The following is a 24,425-nucleotide window of genomic DNA, read 5'->3' as shown; positions in this document are numbered from 1 at the left end:
TTCGGCATCTGCCTCTTCTATATTAGGCGCGTTGCGACAGGATTGTGAAGCCACAAAGAAAAGGGAGCAAAGGATCCGCTTTTTTCTTCAAGGCGTCACGGGAAGCGCATCGCGGCGCATCTCCTGCGCATAATAGGCCCAAAAAAGCCGCGCGGCGACACTGCGCCATGGCGACCAGCCGCCCGCGAGCGAATCGACCTCGCTTGCCGTCGGTCGCAGTTCGAGCCCAAGCGCATGGCCGATGGCATTCTGCAGGGCGACATCGCCGGCCGGGAACACATCCGGATGGCCGGCGCAGAAGAGCAGATAGACCTCGGCGGTCCAACGGCCGATGCCCTTGATCGCCGTCAGTTCGTGAATTGCCTTGACCGCTTCGGCATTGCAGATGGCATCGAGATCGATCTCGCCCGCAATCGCGGCAGCGGCGACCCTTCTCAGCGTATCGGCCTTGGCCCGGGACAAGCCGAAGCGTCGGCAATCTTCGTCGTCGAGCGCAAGCACCGCGTCTGCGCTGATCTCGCCGAGCGAGGCCTCCATCCGGTTCCAGATCGCCGCCGCGCTCGCCTTCGAGACCATCTGGGAGACGATTATGTTGGCGAGGCCGCGGTAACCGGGGTCGGTGCGCCTCAACGGTACCGGCCCCGCCTTGTCGATGACGTGTTCGAGCCGGGCATCGAGCATCACCAGACCGGCAAGACCGGCCTCTATATCCTCGTGTGTGCGGATGATCCGCATGCATCCTCCCACTGCATGTGTCCGGGATCGTCGCCGATTTACGGACGAAGCATGCAGGAATACAAAGTGCTACAGAGCCCTTGGTGCGCAGCAAGACGCACGGCCCTGTAGAAAGCGGGTGATCTTTACAACGCTTCCATGGCAAAGGAAAAGAATGCCGATTTCACGACCAGAACAACCGGTTTTTCGTTTCGCGCCGAGTCCGAACGGTCTCCTGCATCTCGGCCACGCCCTGTCGGCGATCCTCAATCACGACATGGCGGAAGCCATGGGCGGCCGTTTCCTGCTGAGGATCGAAGATATCGACCGGACGCGCTGCCGGCCGGAATTCGAGGAGGCGATCTTCGAGGACCTCGCCTGGCTCGGTCTCGATTGGGAAGAGCCGGTGCGGCGCCAATCCGAACATCTCGGCGTCTATGCCGCTGCGCTCGAGCGCTTGAACGCGATGGGCCTCGTCTATCCCGCCGTGATGACGCGCGGTGAAATAAGGGCGGCGGTGGCCGCGGCAGAGGCGAAGGGGCAAGCGTGGCCGCGCGATCCGGACGGGACACCCCTATATCCCGGCCGCGAGCGCGGCTTCACGCCGGACGAGCAGGCCGCTCTCCTGGCGAGCGGCCGCCCCTATGCCTGGCGTCTCGACATGGGAGAGGCCCTGCGGCGGGCCGGCGGGCCACTCACCTGGCGAGAAACGGGGTCGAACCAATCGGGCGAAGCGGCCTCGGTCGGCGCCGATCCGGCCGCCTGGGGTGACGTCATCCTGTCGCGTTCGGATGCGCCGTCGAGCTATCATCTCTCGGTCGTGGTCGACGATGCCCTGCAGGGGATCACCCATGTCGTGCGCGGGCGCGACCTCTACCACGCGACATCGGTGCATCGCCTGCTGCAAAGCCTTCTCGGCCTGCCGCAGCCGGTCTATCACCATCATCGCCTCGCTCTCGGGCCGGACGGACGGAAACTGTCGAAGAGCAACAGCGACACCGGCATCGCCTCCTTCAGGGCTTCGGGGCACAGGCCTGCGGATGTCAGGGCCATGGTTCTCGGCGAGCGATGAGGAGAGAAATCCGCGGCCTTACTCTCCTCGGCCCCCCTGGAAACTGCGCCTGACCATGAGCTTCACCTTGTATTTCAGGATGGCAGCGTTGATTTCCGCGCCGATGATGAAGATCGCGCCAAGCATGTAGAGGAAGACCAGGACGATCATGATGGAAGCGAGCCCGGCATAGGTCGTCACGTAGTTGGAGAAATTGGCGATGTAGGAGGCGAAGGCGTAGCCGCCGACGGACCACAGCACGAGCGTGAGGAAGATGCCGGGCAGGACGTCGACGACGTTGCGGTGGCCGGCCGGCAGCCACAGATGCGCGACGAGCAAGCCTGCCGTCAGCATGGTCAGTGTCAGGGGCAAGCCCCAATCGTCCACCGCCGCCATCAGCGTATCCAGCCAGGGGAACCACTGATCCGCATTGCGGACCGCCAGAGGCACCGCGACCAGAAGAAGGCTGAGGGCGGCCAGAATGAGCACGGCGCCGAGCACGAAGCCGAGGCTCGCAAGCCGCGTCACATACCAGTAGCGGCTTTCGGCAACCCTATAGGCGCGATTGAGCGCGATCCTCAATGCTTCGACGCCGTTCGACGCGAAATAGGCTGCAGCAAGAACGGAGATCGTAAGCAGGCTGCCGCGCGGGATGGTCAAAACGCGCACGACTTCATCGGCGACCGGCTTGGCGATAGATTCCGGCCAGGTGTCGAAGATCAGATGGACTGCCGTCTGCGCGAACTGATCGGCGCCCAGAAAACTGGCGAGCGCGGTGCCGAAGATCAGAAAGGGAAAGACGGCCATAAGGGAAGAAAGCGCCACGTGACTGGCCATCGCCCAGCCATCGTCCTCGCTGAAATGCCAGAGCGCATCAAACACGACCTTCCAGATGATGCGAACGAATGCCGGCATTCCGTCTCCCACTCTTTCACCAATCCCGCTCCTGATGAGGACCAGCCGGCGCAGTACCTGCGAACGGCCTTGACGTCACGTTCCGGTCCCAGCCATCGCCTTTGCAATTCAATTGTATCCCAACGATGAATATGGGAAATGGGGCTTGGATTTCTACAGGAATCGCATGGATGCCGGATCGCCCCACAATCATCGTCACCGGTTGCTCGTCAGGCATCGGGGCCTATTGCGCCCGGGCGCTGCAGCGGGACGGCTGGCGGGTCTTCGCGACCGTGCGCCGGCCGGAGGACCAGGCGCCGCTGGAGGCCGAAGGCATCGAGACCTTCATCATGGACTATACCCGGCCGGAGACGATTGCCGCGCTGGTGGAAGCCGTGATGGCGCTGAGCGGCGGACGAATCGATGCGCTTTTCAACAATGGCGCCTACGGCCAGGCCGGCGCGGTGGAGGATCTGCCGACGGAGGCCTTGCGGCTCCAGCTCGAAACCAACGTCATCGGCTGGCACGACCTGACGCGGCGCGTCATCCCGGCGATGCGCGCCCGCGGGCATGGCCGCATCGTCCAGTGCTCGTCCATTCTCGGCCTCGTGCCCTATCGCTGGCGCGGCGCTTATAATGCCTCTAAGTTCGCGCTCGAGGCGCTTTCGCTCACATTGAGGATGGAGCTCGCCGGCAGCGGCATCGGCGTGAGCCTGATCGAGCCCGGCCCGATCGCCTCGAAATTCACGACCAATGCGATCGCCTATATCGAGCGGTTCATCGATCTTGAGAATTCCGTCCATCGCGCGGAATACGAGCGGCAGATGCGGCGCCTGCGCGGCGAGAGCAAACCGGCAGCCGGCAAGCTCGGGCCCGACGCCGTTTATGCCGTACTGAAACACGCTTTGACGGCACGCCGTCCGCGGCCGCATTATATAGTGACAAGGCCGGCCAGGCAGGGAGCGCTTCTCAAAAAGCTCCTGCCGGCGGCACTGTTCTACCGCATCATCGGTCGTCTCGGCTGACCGAACCACAAGGATTTACGCCATGAACAGCTTCCTTACCGGTCTGACCCTGCTCGTCATGGGCCTGGTAGCGATCGTGCTGATCCGCGGCCTGCTCAACATGGCCAGGGGCGGCAGCGGCAACACCTCCAACAAACTCATGCAGGCCCGCGTGCTGTTCCAGGCCATCGCCATCGTGCTGATCATGCTGACGCTCTGGGTGACCGGCGGCGGCCGTCCGAGCTGAGGTAAAGCGACAGCATCATGGTGAAATTGAACAAGATCTACACCCGGACAGGCGACAACGGCACCACCGGCCTCGTCTCCGGCCCGCGCCGCCTGAAAAGCGACCTCAGGGTCGAGGCCTATGGCGCCATTGACGAGACGAATGCCTTTGTCGGCCTCGCCCGCCAGCACACGCATGCGATTCCGGATCTCGACGCGATGCTCATGCGCGTCCAGAACGATCTCTTCGATCTTGGCGCCGATCTCGCCACACCGGATACGGGCGAGAAGCCCGAATACGAGCCGCTTCGCATCGTCGCTGCCCAGGTCGAGCGCCTCGAACGGGAGATCGACCGGCTGAATGCCGACCTCGAACCGCTGCGCTCCTTCGTCCTGCCGGCCGGCAGCGCCGCTTCGGCCGCGCTCCATGTTGCCCGTACCGTAGCGCGGCGCGGCGAGAGGCAAATGGTCGCACTCGCATCGATGGAAGGCGAGGCCGTCAGCGCGGAGGCGATTGCCTATGTCAACCGCCTTTCGGATTTCCTGTTCGTCGCGGCCCGCTGGGCGAACGACAAGGGGCGCGCCGATGTCCTTTGGGTCCCCGGCAACAACAGATAACGTATTTTTGTTTCGGCGCGGGTCGTCTCGGGGATCGCATGTTCATACCGCTGCATGACAGGAACGAGCTGAAACACATAAGAATGCAGTATGTGACGATCACGCTGATCGTCATCAATTTCGTTGCCTGGCTCGCTACCGGACCCGTCGCAACCGAGGATTTCGCCAATGCTGCGATCCTCGGGCTAGGCTATATCCCCGCGATCATCTTCGAGTATGCCGCCCTCGATCCCTCGCTGGTGATCGTTCCGGACGAATTCACCTTCGTCACCTACTCGTTTCTGCATGGCGACTTCATGCACCTCGCCATGAACATGCTTTTCCTCTGGGTCTTCGGCGACAATGTCGAGGACGCGCTCGGGCATTTCCGATTTCTCGTTTTCTATCTTCTGTGCGCGGCGGCCGGAGCGCTGGCCCATGGGCTCCTCGATCCGGCCTCGGAGGCGCCGCTGATCGGCGCCTCCGGCGCCATATCCGGCGTCGTTGCCGCCTATTTCCTCCTGCACCCCAAGGTGCGGGTCTGGGTGCTCGTGCTCTTCCGCATCCCGCTGCCGCTCCCCGCCGCCATTCCGCTCGCCTTCTGGATCGGCCAGCAGTTCTTCATGTTCGTGGCCGACCCCGGCGGCGGCGTTTCCTGGAGTGCGCATGTCGGCGGCATCGTCGCGGGTCTCCTGCTCGTTGTCGTTTTGCGACGCCGCGGTGTGCCGCTGTTCGATCGGATCATCGTCACTCCACGCGCCGTGGAGCACAGGACGAGAGCGCCCGATGAAACGTTGCCGGCAGCCGCCGGCGCTTCGAAGCCCGCTCCGCAATGGGGCCGGCCGGGTTGATTTTCGAGGGGAGCCCGAGAAATAAAGGTCGAGTTTTCAAGGGATTGCATGCCCTGCGTTGGTGGTGATGCCCGATAGAAGCCGGCCTTGCGGCTCCGCTTGCCAGCGGATTTTTTTACCTGTACGTAAACGTAAGTATGAATAAGCCGGTCATATCGAATTGGCGTTGGTTCATCGCGATTTAGCGTGAAGAACGGCTTGTCTATGGAGCAAAAACGCGTATCGATGTCGCCAACCGACAATCAGGCCGCCTTGTTAAGGCGCATTTTCCTGCGAACGTTCTTGGAGGGAAAGAATCCATGAAAATACTTGTGACGGTGAAACGGGTCGTCGACTACAACGTCAAGATCCGGGTCAAAGCGGATGGAACGGGCGTCGAGCTTGCCAATGTGAAGATGTCGATGAACCCCTTCGACGAGATCTCGGTCGAAGAGGCGCTGCGGCTGAAGGAAGCCGGCAAGGCGAGTGAAGTGGTGGTCGTGTCGATCGGCCCGGCCAAGGCGGAAGAGACGCTCAGGACCGCGCTCGCCATGGGCGCCGACCGGGCGATCCTGGTCGAGACCGAAGACCAGGTCGAGCCGCTCGCTGTGGCCAAGATCGTCAGGCAAGTCGCCGAGGCCGAACAGCCGGGGCTGATCATCGTCGGCAAGCAGGCGATCGACGACGATTCCAACCAGACCGGCCAGATGCTGTCGGCCTTGCTCGGCTGGGCCCAGGGCACCTTTGCCTCCAAGGTCGAGATCGGCGACGGCAAGATCAACGTCACCCGCGAGGTCGACGGCGGCCTGCAGACGGTCGAACTGAAGCTGCCGGCGGTCGTCACCACCGATCTGCGCCTCAACGAGCCGCGCTATGCCTCGCTGCCGAACATCATGAAGGCGAAGAAGAAGCCGCTCGACAAGAAGACCCCGGCCGATTTCGGCGTCGACACGGCGCCGCGGCTGAAAGTCTTGAAGACCGAAGAGCCCTCCGGCCGCAAGGCCGGCGTCAAGGTGAAGACGGTCGCCGAGCTCGTCGAGAAGCTCAAGACCGAAGCCGGCGTGCTTTAAGTTCATGCGTCCGGAAAGCGGACACCGGCTTCCGGGCAAACGCATGAACCACTTCAGACTCATGAGCTCCGATCCGGAACGGATCGTTGAGCTCGATCGAAAGGGAGAATTCTACCATGGCCATTCTGCTTCTGGCTGACCACGACAACAGCCACCTTTCCGACCAGACCGCGAAGGCGCTGACGGCGGCAACGAAGATCGCCAGTGGGACCGGAACCGACGTGCATGTGCTGGTTGCCGGTCAGAACGTCAAAGGGATTGCCGAGCAAGCCTCCAAGCTTTCGGGCGTCGCCAAGGTGCTGGTCGCTGAGGACGCCTCGCTCGCCAACAATCTCGCCGAGCCGCTGGCCGCGCTGATCGCTTCGCTCGCCGGCAATTACGACACCGTCGTTGCCGCCGCCACGTCGGTCGGCAAGAACGTCATGCCACGGGTCGCAGCCCTTCTCGACGTCGCCCAGGTTTCGGAGATCATCGAGGTCGTCGCGCCCGATACCTTCAAACGGCCGATCTATGCCGGCAACGCCATCCAGACGGTGCAGACGAGCGAGCCGAAGAAGGTGATCACCGTGCGCACCGCCTCCTTTGCCGCTGCTCAAGACGGCGGCTCGGCCCCGGTCGAGACGGTTGCCGCCGCGGCAAATCCCGGCCTTTCCGCCCATGTTTCCGATGCGCTGTCGTCCTCCGACCGGCCGGAACTGACCTCGGCGAAGATCATCATCTCCGGCGGCCGGGCGCTCGGCTCCTCGGAGAAGTTCAAGGAAGTCATCCTCCCGGTTGCCGACAAGCTCGGCGCCGCCGTCGGCGCCTCACGCGCCGCCGTCGATGCCGGCTATGCGCCGAACGACTGGCAGGTCGGCCAGACCGGCAAGGTGGTCGCCCCCGACCTCTACATCGCCTGCGGCATTTCCGGTGCGATCCAGCACCTCGCCGGCATGAAGGACAGCAAGGTGATCGTCGCCATCAACAAGGACGAGGAAGCGCCGATCTTCCAGGTCGCCGACTACGGCCTCGTCGCCGATCTCTTCGACGTCCTGCCGGAACTCGAAAAGGCGCTTTGACGCACCGGCTACCGACACGAAAAAGCTGGAAAAAGCGCCGACATGGCATTAACAATCATACCGGGCCGGCCCTGCCGGCCCGGTAATTTTGCATTTGCGGCAGCGTCATTGCCGCAACCTGTTGAACATGGGTGTTCGCTTCAATGATCAAGACGGTGGGAATTATCGGCGCAGGACAGATGGGCTGCGGCATTGCCCATGTTTCGGCAGCCGCCGGATATAAGGTTCAGCTCTACGATATCGCCGCGGACCGAATCGAGGCGGGGCTTGCCACCATCAACGGCAATCTTGCCCGGCAGGTCTCCTCCGGCAAGATGAGCGACGAGGACCGCAAGCGGGCGCTTTCCCTGATCAAGGGCTCAGGCGACATCAACGACCTCGCGCAGGCCGATCTCGTCATCGAGGCGGTCACCGAAGACGAAACCGTCAAGCGCAAGATCTACGGTCAGGTCTGCCCGGTCATGAGGCCGGATGCCATCCTGGCGACCAACACATCGTCCCTGTCCATAACCCGGCTCGCCTCCGCGACCGATCGTCCCGAACGGTTCATGGGCATCCACTTCATGAACCCGGTCCCGGTCATGAAGCTGGTGGAGCTCGTACGCGGTATCGCCACGGAGGAAGAGACCTTCAAGGCGGCCAAGGAATTCGTCGCGCATCTCGACAAGACCGTCACCGTCGCCGAAGATTTTCCCGCCTTCATCGTCAATCGCATCCTGTTGCCGATGATCAACGAGGCTATCTACACGCTCTATGAAGGCGTCGGCACCGTCGATGCCATCGACACGGCCATGAAGCTCGGCGCCAACCATCCGATGGGTCCGTTGCAGCTCGCCGATTTCATCGGCCTCGACACCTGTCTGTCGATCATGCAGGTGCTGCATGACGGCCTGGCGGATTCGAAGTATCGCCCCTGCCCGCTGCTGGTGAAATATGTCGAGGCCGGTTGGCTCGGCCGCAAGTCCGGCCGCGGCTTCTACGACTACCGGGGCGAGGTGCCCGTACCGACGCGCTGACCTTTCAGATCAGGGGAAGGCTCCTGCGGCGCCCCCTCAACTTCCCGCAGGCGGAGCGAGCGCCGCTTCGATGAGGTTCTTCGCGTCATCGCTGTCCCATACGGCCGGCCCGTTCATCGACCCCAAAAGGCAGCCCTTTTCGTCGAGAAGCAAGGTAGCGGGAAGGCCGAAGGCGAGCCCCTCCTTCTTGAGCGTGTTGAAAACTCCCATCGAGGCATCGCGGTAGTAGCCGAGCGCATGAACGCCGACCTCGTCGAGAAATGCCTTCGGCTTGTCGTCGGCACCGGTGTCGATGTTGATTGCGACCACCTCGAAACGGTCGCCGCCGAGCGCCTGTTGCAGGGCGTTGAGCGCCGGCATCTCCTCCCGGCAAGGCACGCACCAGGTGGCCCAGAGGTTGACGAGGACTGTCTTGCCGGCAAAGGCGGCAAGCGTCAGCGGCTTGCCATCGGGACCTGCGAAATCGAGGCCGCCGATCGGGCGCGCGTTGTCCGCCGGCGTCATCGCCGCCACCTGACCGCGCATCAGCGGGGTGAGCGAAGCAACCTTTTGCCCGGCCAGCGGGCAGCTCGCATCCGCCGTCGGCGCGACGCCGCCATTGCCAGACCCCGTCTCCTTCACGTATACCGCAGCCGCACCGGCGATCACGCCCAGAAGGGCGGCGAGCGCGAACAATTTAAGGGCCGGAGGGCGTTTCTTCTGGTCTGGCATTTCATTCTCCAAGGCGGGCATCCTGATGGCTGACGGCAGTTCCGAGACGAAATCCTCCAACCAGATGTGGGGCGGTCGCTTCGCCTCGGGCCCGGACGCGATCATGGAGGAGATAAATGCCTCGATCGGCTTCGACAAGAAGCTCTATGCCCAGGACATCCGCGGCTCAATAGCGCATGCAACGATGCTGGCGCATCAAGGCATCATTTCCGCCGAAGACAAAGACAAGATCGTTCACGGCCTCGACACGATCCTGTCAGAGATCGACAGTGGCGCATTCGAGTTCTCGCGCCGCCTGGAAGACATCCACATGAACATCGAGGCGCGGCTGGCGGCACTGATCGGCCCGGCCGCCGGGCGCCTCCACACGGCGCGCTCGCGCAACGACCAGGTGGCGCTCGATTTCCGCCTGTGGGTGAAAGAGGAGCTGCAGAAGACCGAGAAGGCGCTGACCGGTCTCATCGCTGCCTTTCTCGACCGCGCCGAAGAGCATGCCGACACGGTGATGCCCGGCTTCACCCATTTGCAAACGGCGCAGCCGGTCACCTTCGGACATCACTGCATGGCCTATGTGGAAATGTTCGGCCGCGACCGCGCGCGCGTTCGCCACGCGATCGAGCACATGGACGAAAGCCCGATCGGCGCAGCCGCGCTTGCCGGCACCGGCTTCCCCATCGATAGGCACATGACCGCCAAGGCGTTAGGCTTCCGCGAGCCGACGCGCAATTCCATCGATACCGTCTCCGATCGCGATTTCGCGCTCGAATTCCTGTCGATCGCCGCGATCGCGGCGACCCACCTGTCGCGGCTCGCGGAAGAAATCGTCATCTGGTCCACGCCGCAATTCGGCTTCATCCGCCTGTCGGACGCCTTTTCGACCGGTTCGTCGATCATGCCGCAGAAGAAGAATCCCGATGCGGCCGAGCTCGTGCGCGCCAAGACCGGGCGCGTCAACGGCTCGCTGGTTGCGCTGCTCACTGTGATGAAGGGTCTTCCCCTCGCCTATTCCAAGGACATGCAGGAAGACAAGGAACAGGTCTTCGATGCGGCCGAGAGCCTCGAACTCGCAATCGCGGCCATGACCGGCATGATCCGCGACGTGACGATACGCGCCGACCGGATGAAGGCCGCAGCCGGCTCCGGCTACTCGACCGCCACCGATCTCGCCGACTGGCTGGTGCGCGAGGCAGGCCTGCCCTTCCGCGACGCCCACCATGTGACCGGCCGCGTCGTCGCGCTTGCGGAACAGAAAGGATGCGACCTCGCCGACCTCCCGCTCGCCGAGCTGCAGGCGATCAATTCCGCGATAACGGACAAGGTCTACGGCGTCCTGACGGTCGAGGCCTCCGTGGCAAGCCGCACCAGTTTCGGCGGCACTGCGCCCTTAGAGGTCCGCAAGCAGATCGCCTGGTGGCGGGCGCGCAACTAGAGCGCTTCAGGAAAAGTGTGCAACGGTTTTCCGTTGCAGAATGCTGCTCTCTCCTGCGCAGAAACAGGGTGCACAAGGCGCTGAAAAATCGGTAAGACATCGCACCGGAGCGGCACAGGGAACATGTTCCTGCCGCCCCCGCGCTCCAAGATCAATCGGCTCTCAGCTTCGGCAAAGGGAAATGACGATGACATTCAGGAAGGCCGCCCGAATCGCGCTTCTTCTGGCAATCCCGGGGCTGGTTCTCGCCGGCTGCGGGCGTAAGGGCGACCTCGACCGGCCGGGGGCCACCGCACCTATCAATACGAAAACGCCCGCCGGTACTGTCGCACCGAAGCAAACCGTCGACGACCGCCCATTCCTGCTTGACCCCCTCCTCTGAGCCGAGGAAAGACCGTGAATCATTTCCAATACCGTGACGGAATTCTTTACGCCGAAGACGTGCCTCTGACGGAGATCGCGCGCGCCGTCGGCACGCCGTTCTACTGTTATTCCACCGCCACGCTGGAGCGCCATTACAGGGTCTTTTCGCAAGCCTTTGCCGATGTGGACGCCATGGTCTGCTATGCGATGAAGGCCAATTCGAACCAGGCCGTGCTGAAAACGCTCGGCCGTCTCGGCGCAGGCGTGGACGTGGTGTCCGAGGGTGAACTGCGCCGCGCCCTTGCAGCGGGCATTCCGGCAAGCCGGATCATGTTCTCGGGCGTCGGCAAGACCGCGCGCGAGATGGATTTTGCTCTCGAGGCAGGCATCTATTGCTTCAATGTCGAATCCGAGCCGGAGTTGGAGGTCCTGAACCAGAGGGCCGTACGCGCCGGCAGACGAGCGCCGGTTTCCTTCCGCATCAATCCCGACGTCGATGCCCGCACACATGCAAAGATCTCGACCGGGAAGAAGGAAAACAAGTTCGGCATTTCCTGGGAGCGGGCCCGTAGCGTCTATGCTCACGCCGCCGAGCTTCCCGGCATCGAGGTGACCGGGATCGATATGCATATCGGCAGCCAGATCACCGAGCTGCAGCCTTTCGACGACGCCTTCAAGCTGTTGCGCGAACTGGTCGATACGCTGCGTTCCGACGGGCATGTGATCGAGCACGTCGATATCGGCGGCGGTCTCGGCATTCCCTACCGTGAAGACAACAACCCGCCGCCCTTGCCGGACGCCTATGCCGATATCGTCAAGAACCAGCTCAAGGGCCTCGACTGCAAGATCGTCACCGAACCGGGCCGGCTGATCGTCGGCAATGCCGGCATTCTCGTGACCGAAGTGGTCTATGTGAAGGACGGCGGCGACAAGACCTTTGTCATCGTCGATGGAGCGATGAACGATCTCATCCGCCCGACGCTCTACGAGGCCTATCACGAGTTACGCCCGGTGAGGATTTCCGCGGCCAGCGCACCGCGCATCAAGGCCGATGTCGTCGGGCCGGTCTGCGAGACCGGCGACTATCTGGCGCTCGACCGGGAGATGGCGATGCCGAAGCCCGGCGATCTTTTCGCGATCGGCTCGGCGGGCGCCTACGGTGCCGTACAGGCGGGAACCTATAACAGCCGCCTGCTGGTGCCCGAGGTGCTCGTCAAGGGCGATCGTTTCCACGTGATCCGCCCGCGCCGGGGCTACGACGAGCTGATCGGCCTCGACTCGATGCCCGACTGGCTCGACTGACCTCGAGCGACGCTGTCACGATTGGGGTTGCCGGCGGCGATCACGCATTGTTTTACGGGCCGCCCTCGTCTTCGCCACAAACAATGTTATCCTGACCATTGACCGCCTGCGGTCGAAGGATCGAAAGGAAGTTTCGGCGGATGACGCAATTCCGGCAGGATGAAACGCCAAAACCGCAGTCGTTCGCCAGGATGCTGGCGGCGAAGCGATTCCTCGCCCGTTTTGTTCTTCTGGCCGAAGAGCTGCTGCCGCGCATGCTCGTCCCCGCTTCGCTCGTTCTTCTGTTTCTCTCCGCCGGCTGGGTCGGCCTCTTTCGCGCTGCGCCGTTCTGGCTGCATGCCGCCCTTCTTCTCGCTTTCGTCATAGGGCTGTTCATCTCCCTGTTGCCGCTGACCCGCATTCGCTGGCCCGAAACGCCCGAGGCGGACCGGATGCTGGAGGAGCGCAACCGGCTGCCGCATCAGGCGATCCGCGTGCAGGAAGATGCGCCCGCGACGGAGGGCGCTTTCGGCGCCGCACTCTGGCGCGAACATCAGGCGCGTATGGCGCGTATGGTCAGGGAACTCGACACGGGTCTGCCGCGCCCCGATATCGCACGGCATGACCCGTGGGCGCTGAGGGCCGTCCCCGTCCTCCTTGCCTGCGTCGCCTTCGCCTATTCCTATTCGAATCGCGCCGGACTGGTTTCGGATGCCTTCCGCCTGCCCGAGCAAGAGGCAGCGACGGCCGACATCCGTATCGATGCATGGGTGACACCGCCCGCCTATACCGGCCGCGCGCCGATCTTTCTTACGGGTCGACAGGACGCGACGGCCCCGGCCGAGGACAAGGAGCAGGATCCGCAGGAGAAGCCTCAGATCACGATACCTCAGTTCAGCGATCTTACGGTCCGGATAACCGGCGCCGGGGCCGAGGAACCGGTCAGCTACGCAGCCGCGGGCGACGAACCCTTGGTTATCCCTCAGTCGGACGCCAAGGCGGAGACGACATCCGGGCCGGAAAAAGCCAAACCGGAAACGCCCCAGGCAACTCCCAATGCGGTCCGCAATCATGTTTACAAGATCGCCAAGGACGGAACGCTCTCCGTCGGCGGCCAGAGCTGGAGCTTCAAGATCACGCCGGACAGCGTGCCCGACATCGCTTTCGACGGCGAACCGCATCCAACGGTCAATGCGGCGCTCGACATCAGCTACCTGGCCCACGACGATTACGGCATCGCACAGGCCTGGGCCGAGATAAAGCCCATCGAGGAGCCCGCGAAGGACGCCCATCCGCTCTACGGCCCTCCTGAATATCGCCTCGATCTGCCGCGTCGCAATGCCCGTGAAGCAAAGGGTACCACGAGCCGCAATCTGAGTGAGCATCCGCTTGCCGGAAAGCGCGTGAGCATCACGCTCGTCGCTCGTGATGCAGCCGGCCAGGAGGGACGAAGCGTGCCGCAGGAGATCGTTCTGCCGGCGCGCCGTTTCTTCGAACCCCTCGCCGCTGCCGTCGCAGAACAGCGCCAGGTCTTCGCGCTCGACGCCAACCAGTTGCCGCGCGCGATCGATCTCAACGATGCGCTGACGCTTTATCCCGAGGAGACGATTCCCAACGCCACCCACTTCCTGCTGCTGAAATCGGCACGCACGCGCATGCAGCTCGCCCGGAACGACGACATGCTGCGCGATGCCGCCGACCACCTGTGGGAAATCGCGCTCGGCATCGAGGACGGTGACCTGTCGCTCGCTGACCGGCGGCTTCGCGACGCGCAGCAGGCGCTGTCGGACGCGCTCGAACGTAACGCCTCGGACGAGGAAATCGCCCGCCTGATGGACGAGCTTCGCCAGGCGATGCAGGAGTATATGCAGGCGCTCGCCGAGCAGGCCGCGAAGAACCCCGCCGTCGCCGCCAATCCCGAGATGAACAACGTGCTGCGCCAGCAGGATCTGCAGAAGATGATGGACCAGATCGAAAATCTGGCCCGCTCCGGCGCGCGCGATCAGGCGCGGCAGATGCTCTCCGAACTGCAGAGAATGATGAACAATCTCCAGGCCGGACGCATGCAGCAGCAGATGGGCGAGCAGAACAACGCCATGCGGCAGCAGATGGATAAGCTCGGCGAGCTTATGCAGCGGCAGCAGCAGCTGATGGACGAAACTTTCAAACTGGATCAGGCACTGCGCGACCGGATGCAGCGCGGCGATCCGCTCGAAGGCGAGGACGAGGAACTTTTCGGACAGGACATGCCCCAGGATCCGGGGCAGCGGAGTGACCCCAACGGCCAACCCAACCCCATGGACGACATGACCGCCGAGCAATTGAAGGAAGCTCTCAAGCAATTGAGAGAGCAGCAGGAATCGCTCGGCAAGCAACTCGGCGACCTGCAGAAGGGTCTCGAGAATTTGGGCATCAAGCCCGGCAAGGGCTTCGGTCAGGCGCAGCGCGAGATGGAAGGTGCCGCCGGCGCTCTCGGGAAGGGCCAGGGCGAGCAGGCGGTCGGCAGCCAGGGCCGGGCTCTGCAGGCCCTGCGCGAGGGAGCGCAGGACATGATGAACCAGATGCAAGCCCAGGGACAGGGACAAGGTCCCGGACAAGGCGTTCCGCAATATGGCCAGAACGGGCGTGACCCTCTCGGCCGCCGGCAGCAGAACGCCGGCCCCGATTTCGGCGATCAGGTCAAGGTGCCCGACGAGATCGACACGCAGCGCGCCCGGCAGATCCTCGAAGAGATCCGTCGCAAGTTGGGTGACAGCCTGTCGCCGGAACTGGAGCGGCAGTATCTCGAGCGGCTGCTCGACATGCGGTGATGGGTCTGCGGGACGAGGGGTCGGGCGGCCTCTCCGAAGCCCCTCTTCCCGCGTCCCGCATCAAAGGTTTACGATCGGCGTCAGGCGGCCAGCGCGAGCGCGACGGCCTTGCGAATGTCGGGCAGTGAAAATGGCTTCTCGATGACGTCGACGACCTTGCCGGAGAGGTCGTCGGCACGCTCGCGTTGCTCGGCGTAGCCGGTCATCAACAGGATTTTCAATGCCGGAAAAGCGGCGGACGCCTGATGCGCAAGCTCAATGCCGTCCATGACCGGCATCCGGATATCGGATAGCAAGAGATCGAACGGCTGATCGCGAAGGCAGGCAAGCCCATCTGCTCCGTCCCCGGCTTCAACCGTTTCGTGCCCGTCGAGCCGCAACGCGCGTGCGACGAACGAGCGCAGGCCGTCTTCATCCTCGGTGATCAGGATTTTCGCCATCATGGCCTCCCGTATTATTTCTGCGGGGAGCGGCGCGGCGATTGGATGCCATGGACGCTCCGTTGGATCTGCGTATCGTCCGCCGCCTCATGCGACCGCGATACGTCTTCCAAACAAACAGCTTTTCGTTTGATTCCGGTAAACGCGATAGGAGGCATTTTAATCATTCAGCGCGCCGGAACGATCCCCTGTGACGGGGCCACGACAGAAACGGCGCGCCGGTTACGTCGCGTCGCCGGTCACAACCCCGACGAACGGCAGTTCGCGGAACGCGTAGGCGACATCCATTCCATAGCCGACCACGAAATGATCCGGGCATTCGAAGCCGACATAATCCGCTTCGAGATCGACGCGGCGTTTCACCCGCTTGTCGAGCAATACCGCGATCGTGACGTTTCGTGCGCCGCGCTCCAGGAGCAGTTCCTTGGCGAAACGAAGGGTCCGGCCGGACTCCAGAATGTCGTCGATGAGGAGCACGTCGCGGTCACGCACGTCGCTGTCGATATCCTTGGTGATCTTGACGCCCTTGGATTCGGTCCCGGTTCCGTAGCTCGAAAGCGTGATGAACTCGACCTCCGGAGCAAGGCCTGCCGCATGCATGGCGCGGATCAGATCGGCGGCGAAGATGAAGGAGCCCTTCAGGATCGAGATGACCAGGAGATCCTTGTGCGGCCCGCGAACGATATCGCCGGCCATTTCCTGATTTCTCGCCGCAATGGTTTCGGCGCTGTAGAGGACTTCGATATTCTTGCCGCGGACGACGGGCATACGGGTATCTCCATTCGCAAGGAAGAACACCGGCCTTCCCTTCTTTAGCCGCGCTTAGCACATTCAGCGATCGGAAGCACCGCCTTTTCCGCCCTCCATCGGCAGCGGGTGCATGTCGGCCCGTCCGTCGCCCCCGAAACCGGCGATCAGCAGGAAAACCGTAAGTCCGAGAAAGGCGGCCAGGCCGGCAAAGCGCCGGGGCGACATCGCATCGATCCTGGTCCCGGCCGCGACCAGGATCCGCCGTGCTGCACTCCGCATTCCCGGGGCGGCCTCCGCGCCGGCCTTCGGCCGGGCGCTGGCCCGGCGCTTGTCGTTGAACACCGGATACGGGCTGCGCCGTGCGGTCGGCGCAACCGTTTCGAACTCGACATCGATATAGTCGAGGCGCCTCGGCTGAGCGGCGCCCGAACGCGAGGCGCGCTCCGGTGGAATGAGGTCGATGCCCGCGGTCTTTGCGCGAAATGCCTGCATGGGCGCTCCCCGAACGCGGCGCCGGACGTCTTGCCTGCAGCGCCGTACGTCTTCGCTCGATGCACATGCCATCCGCGATGGATGCAAGGCATTGCTTCGAATCCTGACGAGACGTAAACCGAAATGGTTAATTTTTTGAAAACGAGGCCGCGAAAGCGGCGTCTTTTCATGGAACGTTAACCCTTACTTAACCCTGGTGTCACGCACGGTTTTGCCTTGGCAGAAGCGCAGTCCTACTGCATGTTCCTGAATTCGGAACCGGTGCAGGCAGACATGCGGTGCTTCAAGTGCTTCACCGGCCGTCGCGCATCTGATAGACGGGTGGAGCTGCGATAATCCGGCCTTCGGCGGATTTGGCGAGGGTCGTGACGAGAGACTGGGCTGTCCCATTGATTCATTTTGAAAACGTCGGCTTGCGCTATGGCATGGGACCGGAAATCCTCCGGGACCTGACATTCGATATCCCGCGCCGTTCCTTCCAATTCCTCACCGGTCCGTCAGGCGCCGGCAAGACGACGCTGCTCCGCCTCCTCTTCCTGTCGCTCAAGCCGACGCGCGGCCTCATCCGCATGTTCGACCGCAACATCTCCTCCATTCCCCGTGAGGAGTTTCCGATGCTGCGCCGTCGGGTCGGCATCGTCTTCCAGGACTTTCGCCTGCTCGACCACCTGACGACCTATGAAAACGTCGCCCTGCCGCTCCGGGTCCGCGGCAAGGAGGAGTCGAGCTACCGTTCCGACGTGCTCGAACTCCTTAAATGGGTCGGACTCGGCGAGCGCATCAACGTGCTGCCGCCCGTGCTCTCCGGCGGCGAGAAGCAGCGCGCCGCCATCGCACGGGCGCTGATCGACCGGCCGGAGATCCTGCTTGCCGACGAGCCGACCGGCAACGTCGATCCGCCTATGGCGCGCCGATTGCTCAATCTCTTCATGGAACTTAATCGGCTCGGGACCGCGGTGGTGATCGCCACGCACGACCTGTCCTTGATGGATCAGGTCGAGGCCCGGCGCATGATCCTGTCACAGGGACGGCTCGACATCTATGAATGAGAACCGCGTTGCCCGCAGCGAGCCTACCCCTCCGCCGCAACAACAGCAGCGTCGCAGCGAGATGCGCGTGCGCCCGACCGGGCCGATCGTGCCTTCGGCCAACGTTTCCGGCCACGCGCTCATGTGCGTCATCGCCATCATGTCCTTTCTGGCCTGCCTGACCCTCGGCGGCGTCAGCATGGTGCGGGCGACCGCCCAGAGCTGGCAATCACAGATCTCCCGCGAGATCACCATCCAGATCAAGCCGGACGACAACCTCGACATGGAGAGGGCGCTCGCCGATGCCCGTGATCTGGCCCTGACCTTCAACGGCACGACAGGCGGCACGATCATCGACCGCGCGGCGACCGCGCGCCTCCTGGAACCGTGGCTCGGTGGTGGACTCGACCTGAACGAACTGCCCGTGCCGCGGCTCGTCGTCATCACGATCGACGAGAGCAATCCCCCCGATTTCGCCGCGATGCGAAAGGCGCTCACCGAAACGATCCCGCAGGCCTTTCTCGATGATCACCGCACCTGGGTCGATCGCCTGGTTGCGATGGCGAGCACGACCACGATGATCGGCACCGGCGTCCTGGTACTGGTCTTCTCCGCAATGGTGCTGACGGTGGTTTTCGCCACCCGCGGCGCCCTTTCCGGCAACCGTCATATCGTCGAGGTCCTGCATTTCGTCGGGGCGGAAGCGAGTTTCGTCGCCGCCGAATTCCAGAAGCACTTTCTCCGAATCAGTCTGAAGGGCGCCGGCGCCGGCGGCCTTCTCGCTGCGCTGTCCTTTGCGCTGGCGAGCTTCTGGCAGTCGCAGACGCTTGCAACCCCTGAAACGGATCAGGCGACCGCTCTGTTCGGTACCTTCGCCATCGGTTACACCGGCTATCTCGGCATCTTCGCCATTATCGTCGTCATTGCTCTGCTGACGACCTTGACGGCGCGCCTTACAGTCATGCGGACGATCTACGAAATCGACCTTATCCGATCCGATCCGGGCCGGACCGACACCTTTCAGGGTTGAAATCGGCCGGAAGACCATGAATTGCCCGCAATCGATCTATTCCCTGCCGCAATCTGCGGCTATGTGATGAGAATCATGAAGGCGGGAGAACTACGCGGGAGCGGGATGGCCGAAAGGGGCAAATGGCTGGAGAGGGCCGCGCGCCGTCGCCAGTCCCGCAGCCTGTTGCGCAAAGTGCTGCGCCGCGGCTTCTTCGTGCTGCTCGCCTTTCTCACCATATTCATCGCCGGCTTCCTGCAATTCGCCGACACCGTCGCTTCGCTGCAACCGCCTGCCACTCCGAAAGCGGATGCGATCGTCGTGCTGACCGGCGGCTTCCAGCGAATAGACCAGGCTGTCGATCTCCTGAAACTCGGCGCCGGAAAGCGGCTCTTGATTTCCGGTGTTCATCCGTCGACGACACGAAGCCAGATCCGGCGCAATACGCAGAGTTCGACCGACCTGTTCAAGTGCTGCGTCGATATCGGTCGTGCGGCGATCGATACGATCGGCAACGCCACCGAAACCTCGCAGTGGATCCGCAACCGAGGTTATCGGACGATCCTCGTGGTGACGAACAATTACCACATGCCGCGCAGCCTGCTCGAACTGCGCCGCGCCAGGCCCGAAACCGAATTCATTGCCTACCCGGTCGTCAATTCGGATCTCAAGACGACCAACTGGCTGCGCAATCCGCTGGTGCTGAAGGCCATTCTGCTCGAATACGGCAAATACTCCGTCGCCTCGCTGCGCGATGTGATGGGCGCCCGCTGGACGAACGGCCTCAGGACGGAGCCCTTGCCTGTTGCGCCGGCCGGGCAATAGCGCCGCCGGAGAAAGGCGCTCCCGTCGCGAGGCTGTTTTCCTCCGCCGCATATTCGTGTAGGCAGCGTGGCGCACCCGCACCCGCACCCGAGAGTCTGCCTGATGATCATCCTGCGTTCGATCCTCTTCAATCTGGTCTTCTACGTTAACCTGATCGTGCAGATGATCGTGCTGACGCCGTTCTATTTCCTTGTGCCGCGCAAGACGGCCTGGTTCGTGCCCAAGAACTGGGCGCGCAGCAACCATTGGCTGCTCGCGAAGATCGTCGGTACGACCTTCGAGATCGAGGGCCTCGAGAACATTCCGAAGGGCGCCTACATCTTCGCGCCGAAGCATCAGTCCTTCTGGGATGCCTATGCGCTCCTGCCTTGGCTCGACGATCCCTTCTATATTCTCAAACGGGAACTCACCTGGATACCGCTGTTCGGCTGGTACATCGTCAAGCAGCGCATGGTTCCGGTGAACCGCGCCGCGCGCGGCAAGGCGATGACTGAGGTGATGGACCGCACGAAAAACGAGATGGCGACCGGGCGTCAGTTGATCATCTATCCCGAGGGGACGCGCCGTCCGCCCGGCGCTCCGCCGGAGTACAAATACGGCATTGCCCGGCTCTATCGGGATCTCCAGGTGCCGGTGGTTCCCGTCGCGATGCATCCGGGGCTGTTCTGGCCGCGGCGCAAGTTCCTCCGTTTCCCTGGCCACTTCAAAGTGCGTGTCCTCCCGCCGATCGAGGCCGGGCTGGATCCGGACGCATTTCTGGCGAAGCTGGTGGAAGTTACCGAGGCTGCGAGCGACGACCTCCTCATCGAAACCGTGCGGGCCAATCCGCACCTGCCGTTGCCGCCCAGCGCCGAACAGCGGCTGCGCGAACTCGGGGCACGGTAGCCTCCCCTTCAGGCCCGGACCGACGCAGCTCCGCCGGCCCTCAACTTCGCGGCAACTTCCTCCAGCCAATGGTCGCGGATACCCATTTCGCGAAGATGTTCGAGCGTGTTGAGAACGTATTCGCTGTTCGGCCCCGACTTGCCGGCGGCGACGGCAACCGTCGCGGCCGCCTCCTCCGCACTCAGCGCACCGGCATACTGGACATGGCAGCGGTCGATCACATAGGTCAGCGCGGGCACGCGGTGTCCGCTGGAAAGTTGCACCGGCATGATCCTTTCCTTGTAGACGTGCGTGACCAGCTCGCGTTCGCGCAGGTAGTCGATCACCTCCGCCTTTTGCGCAGGCGCCACGCGGAATGCCGTCCCGACGCAGGAGCCGCCGTAGTCGAGCCCGAGCACCAGGCCGGGGTGCCGTTCAGTCCCGCGGTGAACCCAGGAGCGCACGCAGAGGGATCGGCGGTAGCCGAAAGCGCGCGCCGTCAGCTTCTCCTCGAAGCGAAAGCCCGGATTCCACATCAACGACCCGTAGCCAAAGACCCAAAATTCGTCCATATCCGCTGCCATTCAAACATGCCGCCGGCCGGCCACCGAATCAGTCTACCGAATCAGTGTTCGACGCTCCTGCGGCGTACCGAAATTTTTACTGCATAATTCCTGGGACCGTACCGGTCGAAGGACAAAATTGTGCAGCAATTCTCTTGCAATCGAACTGGTCGCGCCGATAGCCCGTGTCGCGATTGCGGATGAAGGTTAGTTCGCCGCATGGGAGTCGGCCACCCGAAAGGCCGCTCCCGGCGGCAAGAGCGAGATGAGTTTCTGGTCCACCCGACCTGAAACCGTCGTGATTTAGTGTGGAGTACCCGACAACATGACTGTGACCGCCGTCGCCAAGCCATCGCCTACCGGCAGGAAGTTCTTGTGGCTGGCAGCAGGTATCGTGTTCGTGATCGGCCTTTATTCCGCCGGTTGGTTTCTCGCCGCCGACCAGATCCAAAAGCGGCTGACCGCCTATCTGACGAAGGGGCAGTCGATCGGCTTCAGCGGCGAATGCGCCGAGATGGAGGTGCGTGGCTTTCCCTTCCGCCTCGGTCTGTTCTGCGACAAGGTTCGCCTCGACGATACGCGCCGCGGCGCCTCCGCATCCTTCGGTGCCCTGCGAACGGCGGCGCAGGTCTATCAGCCCGGGCGTGCGGTCCTCGAGCTCGACGGCCCTGCCGAAATCCGTGTTTCTCCCGGCGTCACCATTTCCGCCGACTGGACGCTGCTCCGCGCAAGTGTCGCCGCGACCCTCTCCGGCATCGACCGGACCTCAGTGGCCTATGACAATCTGACCGGCACCGCGCGCTCCCCCCTGACGGGCGAGGGCCTCGGCTTCGGCGCCAGCCATGGCGAGCTCCATCTGCGCCAGAACGACGGTAACCTGGACGCGGCACTCAGCATCGAAAAGCTCGACCTGCGTCCGGACCAGGGACCCAGTCTTGCCGCACCGGCCGATGTCGCAATGGACCTGACCGTTGTGGATAAGGCAGAATGGCTTCAGGCGGGTGCTTTGCCGCCCCATATGCTCCGCGGCACCAGAGGCGAGTTGCGGCAATTGACACTCGATGCGGGCTCCGGAATGAGCGCAAAACTCACCGGGCCCTTTTCGGTGAATGATCAGGGGCTGATTTCGGGGGAATTCTCTCTCACGCTTGCGAATATCGACGCCTGGCGGGAAAACTTCGTGAAGATCGCTCCGGACGAAACCGACCTGATCGACAACGTCGCCAACATGTTGAAGGCGCTTGCCGGCGGCAAGAACGAAACGACGGTCAAACTGAACGTCCGCGACGGGACCGCCTTCCTCGCCTTCGTTCCGATCGGTATGCTGCCGGCTCTGTGAGCGACGGTCTTCGCAGCCGGCTTCCCGTAGCCTACTTCTGATCCATCGCGTGCCGGCCGAAATCGGGCATGGCGGTGTCCTGACCGGCCTGAACGATCGAGCGGCGTATCGCCCGCGTGCGGGTGAAGAGATCGAAGAGCTTGTCGCCGTCGCCCCAACGGATCGCGCGTTGCAGGGAGGCGAGATCCTCGGAGAAGCGGGCGAGCATTTCCAGGATCGCGTCCTTGTTGTGCAGGCAGACGTCGCGCCACATGGTCGGGTCCGAAGCGGCAAGGCGGGTGAAGTCACGGAACCCCGAGGCCGAGTATTTGATCACTTCGGACTCGGTCACCGTTTCCAGATCGTCCGCGGTGCCGACAATGTTGTAGGCGATGATATGCGGGAGATGCGAAACGATCGCCAGCACCTTGTCGTGATGTTCCGGATCCATCTCGTCGACCATCGATCCGAGCGTTTCCCAGAACAGCCTGAGCCTGGCGACCGCGTCTTCGTCCGTGCCGGCCGGCGGCGTCAGAATGCACCAGCGCCCGCGGAAGAGGCCCGCAAAGCCGGCATCCGGGCCGGAATGCTCGGTACCCGCGATCGGGTGACCGGGCACGAAATGGACGTCCTTGGACAGGTGCGGCGCCATCTGCGCGATGACCGATCCTTTGGTCGAACCGACATCGGTGACGATCGCACCCGGTTTCAGATGGGCTGCGATCTCGGCGGCGACTGCGCCGGATGCCCCCACAGGCACCGACACGATGACGAGATCCGCGTCCTCGACAGCCTCGGCCGCCGAAAGCGTGTAGCGGTCGCCGAGGCCCAGCTCGCCGGCGCGCTTCAGCGTCGCTTCGCTGCGCGTCGTGACCACGATCGTACCGGCGAGCTGCTTCTCGCGAACGTCCCGGGCGATGGACGATCCGATCAGGCCGATGCCGATGAGGGCTATGGTTTCGAACTGCTGAGCCATCATTTCCGTCCCATGAATTCAGTCAGTGCCGCGACCACGCCCTCATTCGCTTCTTCCGAGCCGATCGTCATTCTCAGCGCGTTGGGGAAACCGTAGGCGCCGACGGCGCGCAGGATGAAGCCGCGGCTCGTCAGATAGGCATCCGCGTCGCTGGCCGACATGCCCGCTTCCTCAGGGAAGTGAATCAGCACGAAATTGGTGACCGAGGGGGTGACGCGCAGGCCGATATCCGTCAGTGCCTGACCGACCTTTGCCAGCCAGGTGTGATTGTGGTCAGCCGCCGCGGCAACGAAGGCCTGATCGCGGATCGCCGCGGCGCCGGCGGCGATCGCGGGCGCGTTGAGATTGAAGGGACCGCGGACGCGGTCCAACGCCTCCACCACGTCGCGCGGCGCGTACATCCAGCCGATGCGCAGACCGGCAAGGCCGTAGATCTTCGAAAAGGTTCGGGTCATCACCACGTTGCGGTTGGACGAAACGAGCTCCAGTCCCGCCTCGTAGTCGTTGCGCCGTACATATTCCGCATAGGCCGCATCGAGCACCAGCAGGACGCCGGCGGGCAGGCCCGCATGCAGACGCCGGACCTCGTCGACGGGGATATAGGTGCCGGTCGGATTTGCCGGATTGGCGATGAAGACGATCTTCGTCCGCTCGGTCACGGCCGCGAGTATCGCATCGACATCGACGCGCTCGTCTCTCTCCTTGACCGTGACGGGTATCCCGCCCGACGCGGTGATCTGGATCCTGTAGACGAGAAATCCGTGTTCGGTGACGATCCCCTCGTCGCCGGGACCGAGATAGGTATGGCAGAGAAGACCGAGCAGTTCGTCCGACCCGTTGCCGCAAAGGACGTTGGCGGGGTTGAGCCCGTGAACCGCCGCGATCGCTTCCTTGAGCGCATTCGCCTGACCGTCCGGGTAGCGTTCGAGATTGAAAGCCGCCTTCCGGAAAGCCTCGATCGCGCGCGGGCTCGCGCCGAGCGGCGTTTCGTTCGACGACAGCTTGTGAACCTTGGCGACGCCGGGCGCATGTTCCTTGCCCGGCACATAGGCGGCGATGTCCAGGATGCCGGAACGCGGCGCAGGGCTTTTCAGGGCAAGATTCATC

General features: G+C 63.2%; 26 protein-coding genes. 17 read left to right on the top strand and 9 right to left on the bottom strand.

Annotated elements, in window-relative coordinates; genetic code table 11:
- Nucleotides 1–87: 87 nt before the first annotated feature.
- The gene (locus tag BHD07_RS02010) at nucleotides 88–735 is read right to left on the bottom strand and encodes a DNA-3-methyladenine glycosylase family protein (protein WP_100674197.1); all 648 of its coding nucleotides are present in this window, start codon (nucleotides 733–735) and stop codon (nucleotides 88–90) included.
- A 154-nt stretch (nucleotides 736–889) separates the two neighbouring features.
- Here BHD07_RS02010 and gluQRS point away from each other — a divergent pair, with 154 nt between their 5' ends.
- Nucleotides 890–1,786 (top strand): tRNA glutamyl-Q(34) synthetase GluQRS, encoded by an 897-nt coding sequence (gluQRS, locus tag BHD07_RS02005; RefSeq protein WP_338277375.1) that lies wholly within the window; start codon nucleotides 890–892, stop codon nucleotides 1,784–1,786.
- 18 nt (nucleotides 1,787–1,804) lie between these two features.
- On the opposite strand, the gene BHD07_RS02000 is transcribed toward gluQRS, so the two are convergent.
- Nucleotides 1,805–2,680 (bottom strand): YihY/virulence factor BrkB family protein, encoded by an 876-nt coding sequence (locus BHD07_RS02000; RefSeq protein WP_018096930.1) that lies wholly within the window; start codon nucleotides 2,678–2,680, stop codon nucleotides 1,805–1,807.
- A 170-nt stretch (nucleotides 2,681–2,850) separates the two neighbouring features.
- On the opposite strand from BHD07_RS02000, the gene BHD07_RS01995 reads away from it, so the two are divergent.
- From BHD07_RS01995 to BHD07_RS01965, 7 genes are all read left to right on the top strand, one after another.
- Nucleotides 2,851–3,684: an SDR family oxidoreductase gene (locus tag BHD07_RS01995; RefSeq protein WP_100674195.1), complete on the top strand. Its 834-nt coding sequence runs from the start codon at nucleotides 2,851–2,853 to the stop codon at nucleotides 3,682–3,684.
- Nucleotides 3,685–3,706: 22 nt separating this feature from the next.
- Nucleotides 3,707–3,910, top strand: a complete 204-nt coding sequence (locus tag BHD07_RS01990; protein WP_018096928.1) for a twin transmembrane helix small protein — start codon at nucleotides 3,707–3,709, stop codon at nucleotides 3,908–3,910.
- Between the two features lie 17 nt (nucleotides 3,911–3,927).
- On the top strand, nucleotides 3,928–4,506 hold the full coding sequence (locus BHD07_RS01985; protein ID WP_018096927.1) for a cob(I)yrinic acid a,c-diamide adenosyltransferase: 579 nt from the start codon (nucleotides 3,928–3,930) through the stop codon (nucleotides 4,504–4,506).
- A gap of 38 nt (nucleotides 4,507–4,544) precedes the next feature.
- On the top strand, nucleotides 4,545–5,336 hold the full coding sequence (locus BHD07_RS01980; protein WP_100674194.1) for a rhomboid family intramembrane serine protease: 792 nt from the start codon (nucleotides 4,545–4,547) through the stop codon (nucleotides 5,334–5,336).
- 299 nt (nucleotides 5,337–5,635) lie between these two features.
- The gene (locus tag BHD07_RS01975) at nucleotides 5,636–6,385 is read left to right on the top strand and encodes an electron transfer flavoprotein subunit beta/FixA family protein (RefSeq protein ID WP_100674193.1); all 750 of its coding nucleotides are present in this window, start codon (nucleotides 5,636–5,638) and stop codon (nucleotides 6,383–6,385) included.
- Between the two features lie 116 nt (nucleotides 6,386–6,501).
- Nucleotides 6,502–7,443 (top strand): electron transfer flavoprotein subunit alpha/FixB family protein, encoded by a 942-nt coding sequence (locus BHD07_RS01970; RefSeq protein WP_100674192.1) that lies wholly within the window; start codon nucleotides 6,502–6,504, stop codon nucleotides 7,441–7,443.
- A gap of 143 nt (nucleotides 7,444–7,586) precedes the next feature.
- The gene (locus BHD07_RS01965) at nucleotides 7,587–8,459 is read left to right on the top strand and encodes a 3-hydroxybutyryl-CoA dehydrogenase (protein ID WP_010970098.1); all 873 of its coding nucleotides are present in this window, start codon (nucleotides 7,587–7,589) and stop codon (nucleotides 8,457–8,459) included.
- A gap of 36 nt (nucleotides 8,460–8,495) precedes the next feature.
- On the opposite strand, the gene tlpA is transcribed toward BHD07_RS01965, so the two are convergent.
- Nucleotides 8,496–9,170 carry a thiol:disulfide interchange protein TlpA gene (tlpA, locus tag BHD07_RS01960; protein WP_100674191.1) on the bottom strand — a complete coding sequence of 225 codons (675 nt, stop codon included), beginning with the start codon at nucleotides 9,168–9,170 and terminating at the stop codon, nucleotides 8,496–8,498.
- A 25-nt stretch (nucleotides 9,171–9,195) separates the two neighbouring features.
- Between tlpA and argH the strand changes: the two genes are divergently transcribed.
- From argH to BHD07_RS01940, 4 genes are all read left to right on the top strand, one after another.
- Nucleotides 9,196–10,599 (top strand): argininosuccinate lyase, encoded by a 1,404-nt coding sequence (gene argH / locus BHD07_RS01955; protein WP_100674190.1) that lies wholly within the window; start codon nucleotides 9,196–9,198, stop codon nucleotides 10,597–10,599.
- A gap of 181 nt (nucleotides 10,600–10,780) precedes the next feature.
- Nucleotides 10,781–10,981, top strand: coding sequence for an LPS translocon maturation chaperone LptM (gene lptM / locus BHD07_RS01950; RefSeq protein ID WP_198516870.1), 201 nt, complete (start codon nucleotides 10,781–10,783; stop codon nucleotides 10,979–10,981).
- Nucleotides 10,982–10,995: 14 nt separating this feature from the next.
- Nucleotides 10,996–12,264 carry a diaminopimelate decarboxylase gene (gene lysA, locus BHD07_RS01945; RefSeq protein WP_100674188.1) on the top strand — a complete coding sequence of 423 codons (1,269 nt, stop codon included), beginning with the start codon at nucleotides 10,996–10,998 and terminating at the stop codon, nucleotides 12,262–12,264.
- A gap of 140 nt (nucleotides 12,265–12,404) precedes the next feature.
- Nucleotides 12,405–15,053 carry a TIGR02302 family protein gene (locus BHD07_RS01940; protein ID WP_100674187.1) on the top strand — a complete coding sequence of 883 codons (2,649 nt, stop codon included), beginning with the start codon at nucleotides 12,405–12,407 and terminating at the stop codon, nucleotides 15,051–15,053.
- 80 nt (nucleotides 15,054–15,133) lie between these two features.
- Here the strand turns inward: BHD07_RS01940 and BHD07_RS01935 are convergent, their stop codons facing one another.
- From BHD07_RS01935 to BHD07_RS01925, 3 genes are all read right to left on the bottom strand, one after another.
- Nucleotides 15,134–15,493: a response regulator gene (locus tag BHD07_RS01935; RefSeq protein WP_026168803.1), complete on the bottom strand. Its 360-nt coding sequence runs from the start codon at nucleotides 15,491–15,493 to the stop codon at nucleotides 15,134–15,136.
- A 222-nt stretch (nucleotides 15,494–15,715) separates the two neighbouring features.
- On the bottom strand, nucleotides 15,716–16,261 hold the full coding sequence (gene hpt, locus BHD07_RS01930; RefSeq protein ID WP_100674186.1) for a hypoxanthine phosphoribosyltransferase: 546 nt from the start codon (nucleotides 16,259–16,261) through the stop codon (nucleotides 15,716–15,718).
- 63 nt (nucleotides 16,262–16,324) lie between these two features.
- Nucleotides 16,325–16,735: a hypothetical protein gene (locus BHD07_RS01925; RefSeq protein WP_100674185.1), complete on the bottom strand. Its 411-nt coding sequence runs from the start codon at nucleotides 16,733–16,735 to the stop codon at nucleotides 16,325–16,327.
- A 425-nt stretch (nucleotides 16,736–17,160) separates the two neighbouring features.
- Between BHD07_RS01925 and ftsE the strand changes: the two genes are divergently transcribed.
- The 4 genes from ftsE (at nucleotide 17,161) to BHD07_RS01905 (ending at nucleotide 20,482) form a co-directional block, all read left to right on the top strand.
- Nucleotides 17,161–17,784 carry a cell division ATP-binding protein FtsE gene (ftsE, locus tag BHD07_RS01920; protein ID WP_234704940.1) on the top strand — a complete coding sequence of 208 codons (624 nt, stop codon included), beginning with the start codon at nucleotides 17,161–17,163 and terminating at the stop codon, nucleotides 17,782–17,784.
- Entirely contained in the window at nucleotides 17,777–18,793 is a 1,017-nt protein-coding gene (locus BHD07_RS01915) for a cell division protein FtsX (RefSeq protein ID WP_100674184.1), read from the top strand. The genes ftsE and BHD07_RS01915 overlap by 8 nt, the downstream gene beginning before the upstream one ends.
- A 105-nt stretch (nucleotides 18,794–18,898) precedes the next feature.
- Nucleotides 18,899–19,597 carry a YdcF family protein gene (locus tag BHD07_RS01910; RefSeq protein WP_100674183.1) on the top strand — a complete coding sequence of 233 codons (699 nt, stop codon included), beginning with the start codon at nucleotides 18,899–18,901 and terminating at the stop codon, nucleotides 19,595–19,597.
- Between the two features lie 102 nt (nucleotides 19,598–19,699).
- Nucleotides 19,700–20,482 carry a lysophospholipid acyltransferase family protein gene (locus tag BHD07_RS01905; RefSeq protein ID WP_100674182.1) on the top strand — a complete coding sequence of 261 codons (783 nt, stop codon included), beginning with the start codon at nucleotides 19,700–19,702 and terminating at the stop codon, nucleotides 20,480–20,482.
- 8 nt (nucleotides 20,483–20,490) lie between these two features.
- On the opposite strand, the gene BHD07_RS01900 is transcribed toward BHD07_RS01905, so the two are convergent.
- Nucleotides 20,491–21,045, bottom strand: a complete 555-nt coding sequence (locus BHD07_RS01900) for a gamma-glutamylcyclotransferase (protein WP_100674181.1) — start codon at nucleotides 21,043–21,045, stop codon at nucleotides 20,491–20,493.
- Nucleotides 21,046–21,349: 304 nt separating this feature from the next.
- On the opposite strand from BHD07_RS01900, the gene BHD07_RS01895 reads away from it, so the two are divergent.
- Nucleotides 21,350–22,363, top strand: a complete 1,014-nt coding sequence (locus BHD07_RS01895) for a DUF2125 domain-containing protein (RefSeq protein ID WP_100674180.1) — start codon at nucleotides 21,350–21,352, stop codon at nucleotides 22,361–22,363.
- Between the two features lie 31 nt (nucleotides 22,364–22,394).
- On the opposite strand, the gene BHD07_RS01890 is transcribed toward BHD07_RS01895, so the two are convergent.
- Both BHD07_RS01890 and hisC read right to left on the bottom strand, forming a co-directional pair.
- Entirely contained in the window at nucleotides 22,395–23,321 is a 927-nt protein-coding gene (locus tag BHD07_RS01890; protein WP_100674179.1) for a prephenate/arogenate dehydrogenase family protein, read from the bottom strand.
- The gene (hisC, locus tag BHD07_RS01885; protein WP_338277353.1) at nucleotides 23,318–24,424 is read right to left on the bottom strand and encodes a histidinol-phosphate transaminase; all 1,107 of its coding nucleotides are present in this window, start codon (nucleotides 24,422–24,424) and stop codon (nucleotides 23,318–23,320) included. Before hisC ends, BHD07_RS01890 begins: the two co-directional genes overlap by 4 nt.
- Between the last annotated feature and the right edge of the window lies 1 nt (nucleotide 24,425).

The sequence above is a fragment of the Sinorhizobium sp. KGO-5 genome (assembly GCF_036245905.1).
Taxonomy (GTDB): domain Bacteria; phylum Pseudomonadota; class Alphaproteobacteria; order Rhizobiales; family Rhizobiaceae; genus Sinorhizobium; species Sinorhizobium meliloti_A.
This window is presented reverse-complemented; position numbering and strand designations above follow the sequence as displayed.

What these genes read in the sequence shown, in the direction of transcription:
- BHD07_RS01905 (WP_100674182.1), top strand. Translation starts at nt 19,700, where the DNA reads ATGATCATCCTGCGTTCGATCCTCTTCAATCTGGTCTTCTACGTTAAC.
- gluQRS (WP_338277375.1), top strand. Translation starts at nt 890, where the DNA reads ATGCCGATTTCACGACCAGAACAACCGGTTTTTCGTTTCGCGCCGAGT.
- hisC (WP_338277353.1), bottom strand. Translation starts at nt 24,424, where the DNA reads ATGAATCTTGCCCTGAAAAGCCCTGCGCCGCGTTCCGGCATCCTGGAC.
- BHD07_RS01985 (WP_018096927.1), top strand. Translation starts at nt 3,928, where the DNA reads ATGGTGAAATTGAACAAGATCTACACCCGGACAGGCGACAACGGCACC.
- argH (WP_100674190.1), top strand. Translation starts at nt 9,196, where the DNA reads ATGGCTGACGGCAGTTCCGAGACGAAATCCTCCAACCAGATGTGGGGC.
- BHD07_RS02000 (WP_018096930.1), bottom strand. Translation starts at nt 2,680, where the DNA reads ATGCCGGCATTCGTTCGCATCATCTGGAAGGTCGTGTTTGATGCGCTC.
- BHD07_RS01970 (WP_100674192.1), top strand. Translation starts at nt 6,502, where the DNA reads ATGGCCATTCTGCTTCTGGCTGACCACGACAACAGCCACCTTTCCGAC.
- BHD07_RS01995 (WP_100674195.1), top strand. Translation starts at nt 2,851, where the DNA reads ATGCCGGATCGCCCCACAATCATCGTCACCGGTTGCTCGTCAGGCATC.
- BHD07_RS02010 (WP_100674197.1), bottom strand. Translation starts at nt 735, where the DNA reads ATGCGGATCATCCGCACACACGAGGATATAGAGGCCGGTCTTGCCGGT.
- lptM (WP_198516870.1), top strand. Translation starts at nt 10,781, where the DNA reads ATGACGATGACATTCAGGAAGGCCGCCCGAATCGCGCTTCTTCTGGCA.
- BHD07_RS01975 (WP_100674193.1), top strand. Translation starts at nt 5,636, where the DNA reads ATGAAAATACTTGTGACGGTGAAACGGGTCGTCGACTACAACGTCAAG.
- BHD07_RS01895 (WP_100674180.1), top strand. Translation starts at nt 21,350, where the DNA reads ATGACTGTGACCGCCGTCGCCAAGCCATCGCCTACCGGCAGGAAGTTC.
- BHD07_RS01925 (WP_100674185.1), bottom strand. Translation starts at nt 16,735, where the DNA reads ATGCAGGCATTTCGCGCAAAGACCGCGGGCATCGACCTCATTCCACCG.
- BHD07_RS01935 (WP_026168803.1), bottom strand. Translation starts at nt 15,493, where the DNA reads ATGGCGAAAATCCTGATCACCGAGGATGAAGACGGCCTGCGCTCGTTC.
- BHD07_RS01915 (WP_100674184.1), top strand. Translation starts at nt 17,777, where the DNA reads ATGAATGAGAACCGCGTTGCCCGCAGCGAGCCTACCCCTCCGCCGCAA.
- ftsE (WP_234704940.1), top strand. Translation starts at nt 17,161, where the DNA reads ATGGGACCGGAAATCCTCCGGGACCTGACATTCGATATCCCGCGCCGT.
- BHD07_RS01990 (WP_018096928.1), top strand. Translation starts at nt 3,707, where the DNA reads ATGAACAGCTTCCTTACCGGTCTGACCCTGCTCGTCATGGGCCTGGTA.
- BHD07_RS01910 (WP_100674183.1), top strand. Translation starts at nt 18,899, where the DNA reads ATGGCCGAAAGGGGCAAATGGCTGGAGAGGGCCGCGCGCCGTCGCCAG.
- BHD07_RS01980 (WP_100674194.1), top strand. Translation starts at nt 4,545, where the DNA reads ATGTTCATACCGCTGCATGACAGGAACGAGCTGAAACACATAAGAATG.
- BHD07_RS01940 (WP_100674187.1), top strand. Translation starts at nt 12,405, where the DNA reads ATGACGCAATTCCGGCAGGATGAAACGCCAAAACCGCAGTCGTTCGCC.
- tlpA (WP_100674191.1), bottom strand. Translation starts at nt 9,170, where the DNA reads ATGCCAGACCAGAAGAAACGCCCTCCGGCCCTTAAATTGTTCGCGCTC.
- BHD07_RS01890 (WP_100674179.1), bottom strand. Translation starts at nt 23,321, where the DNA reads ATGATGGCTCAGCAGTTCGAAACCATAGCCCTCATCGGCATCGGCCTG.
- BHD07_RS01900 (WP_100674181.1), bottom strand. Translation starts at nt 21,045, where the DNA reads ATGGCAGCGGATATGGACGAATTTTGGGTCTTTGGCTACGGGTCGTTG.
- hpt (WP_100674186.1), bottom strand. Translation starts at nt 16,261, where the DNA reads ATGCCCGTCGTCCGCGGCAAGAATATCGAAGTCCTCTACAGCGCCGAA.
- BHD07_RS01965 (WP_010970098.1), top strand. Translation starts at nt 7,587, where the DNA reads ATGATCAAGACGGTGGGAATTATCGGCGCAGGACAGATGGGCTGCGGC.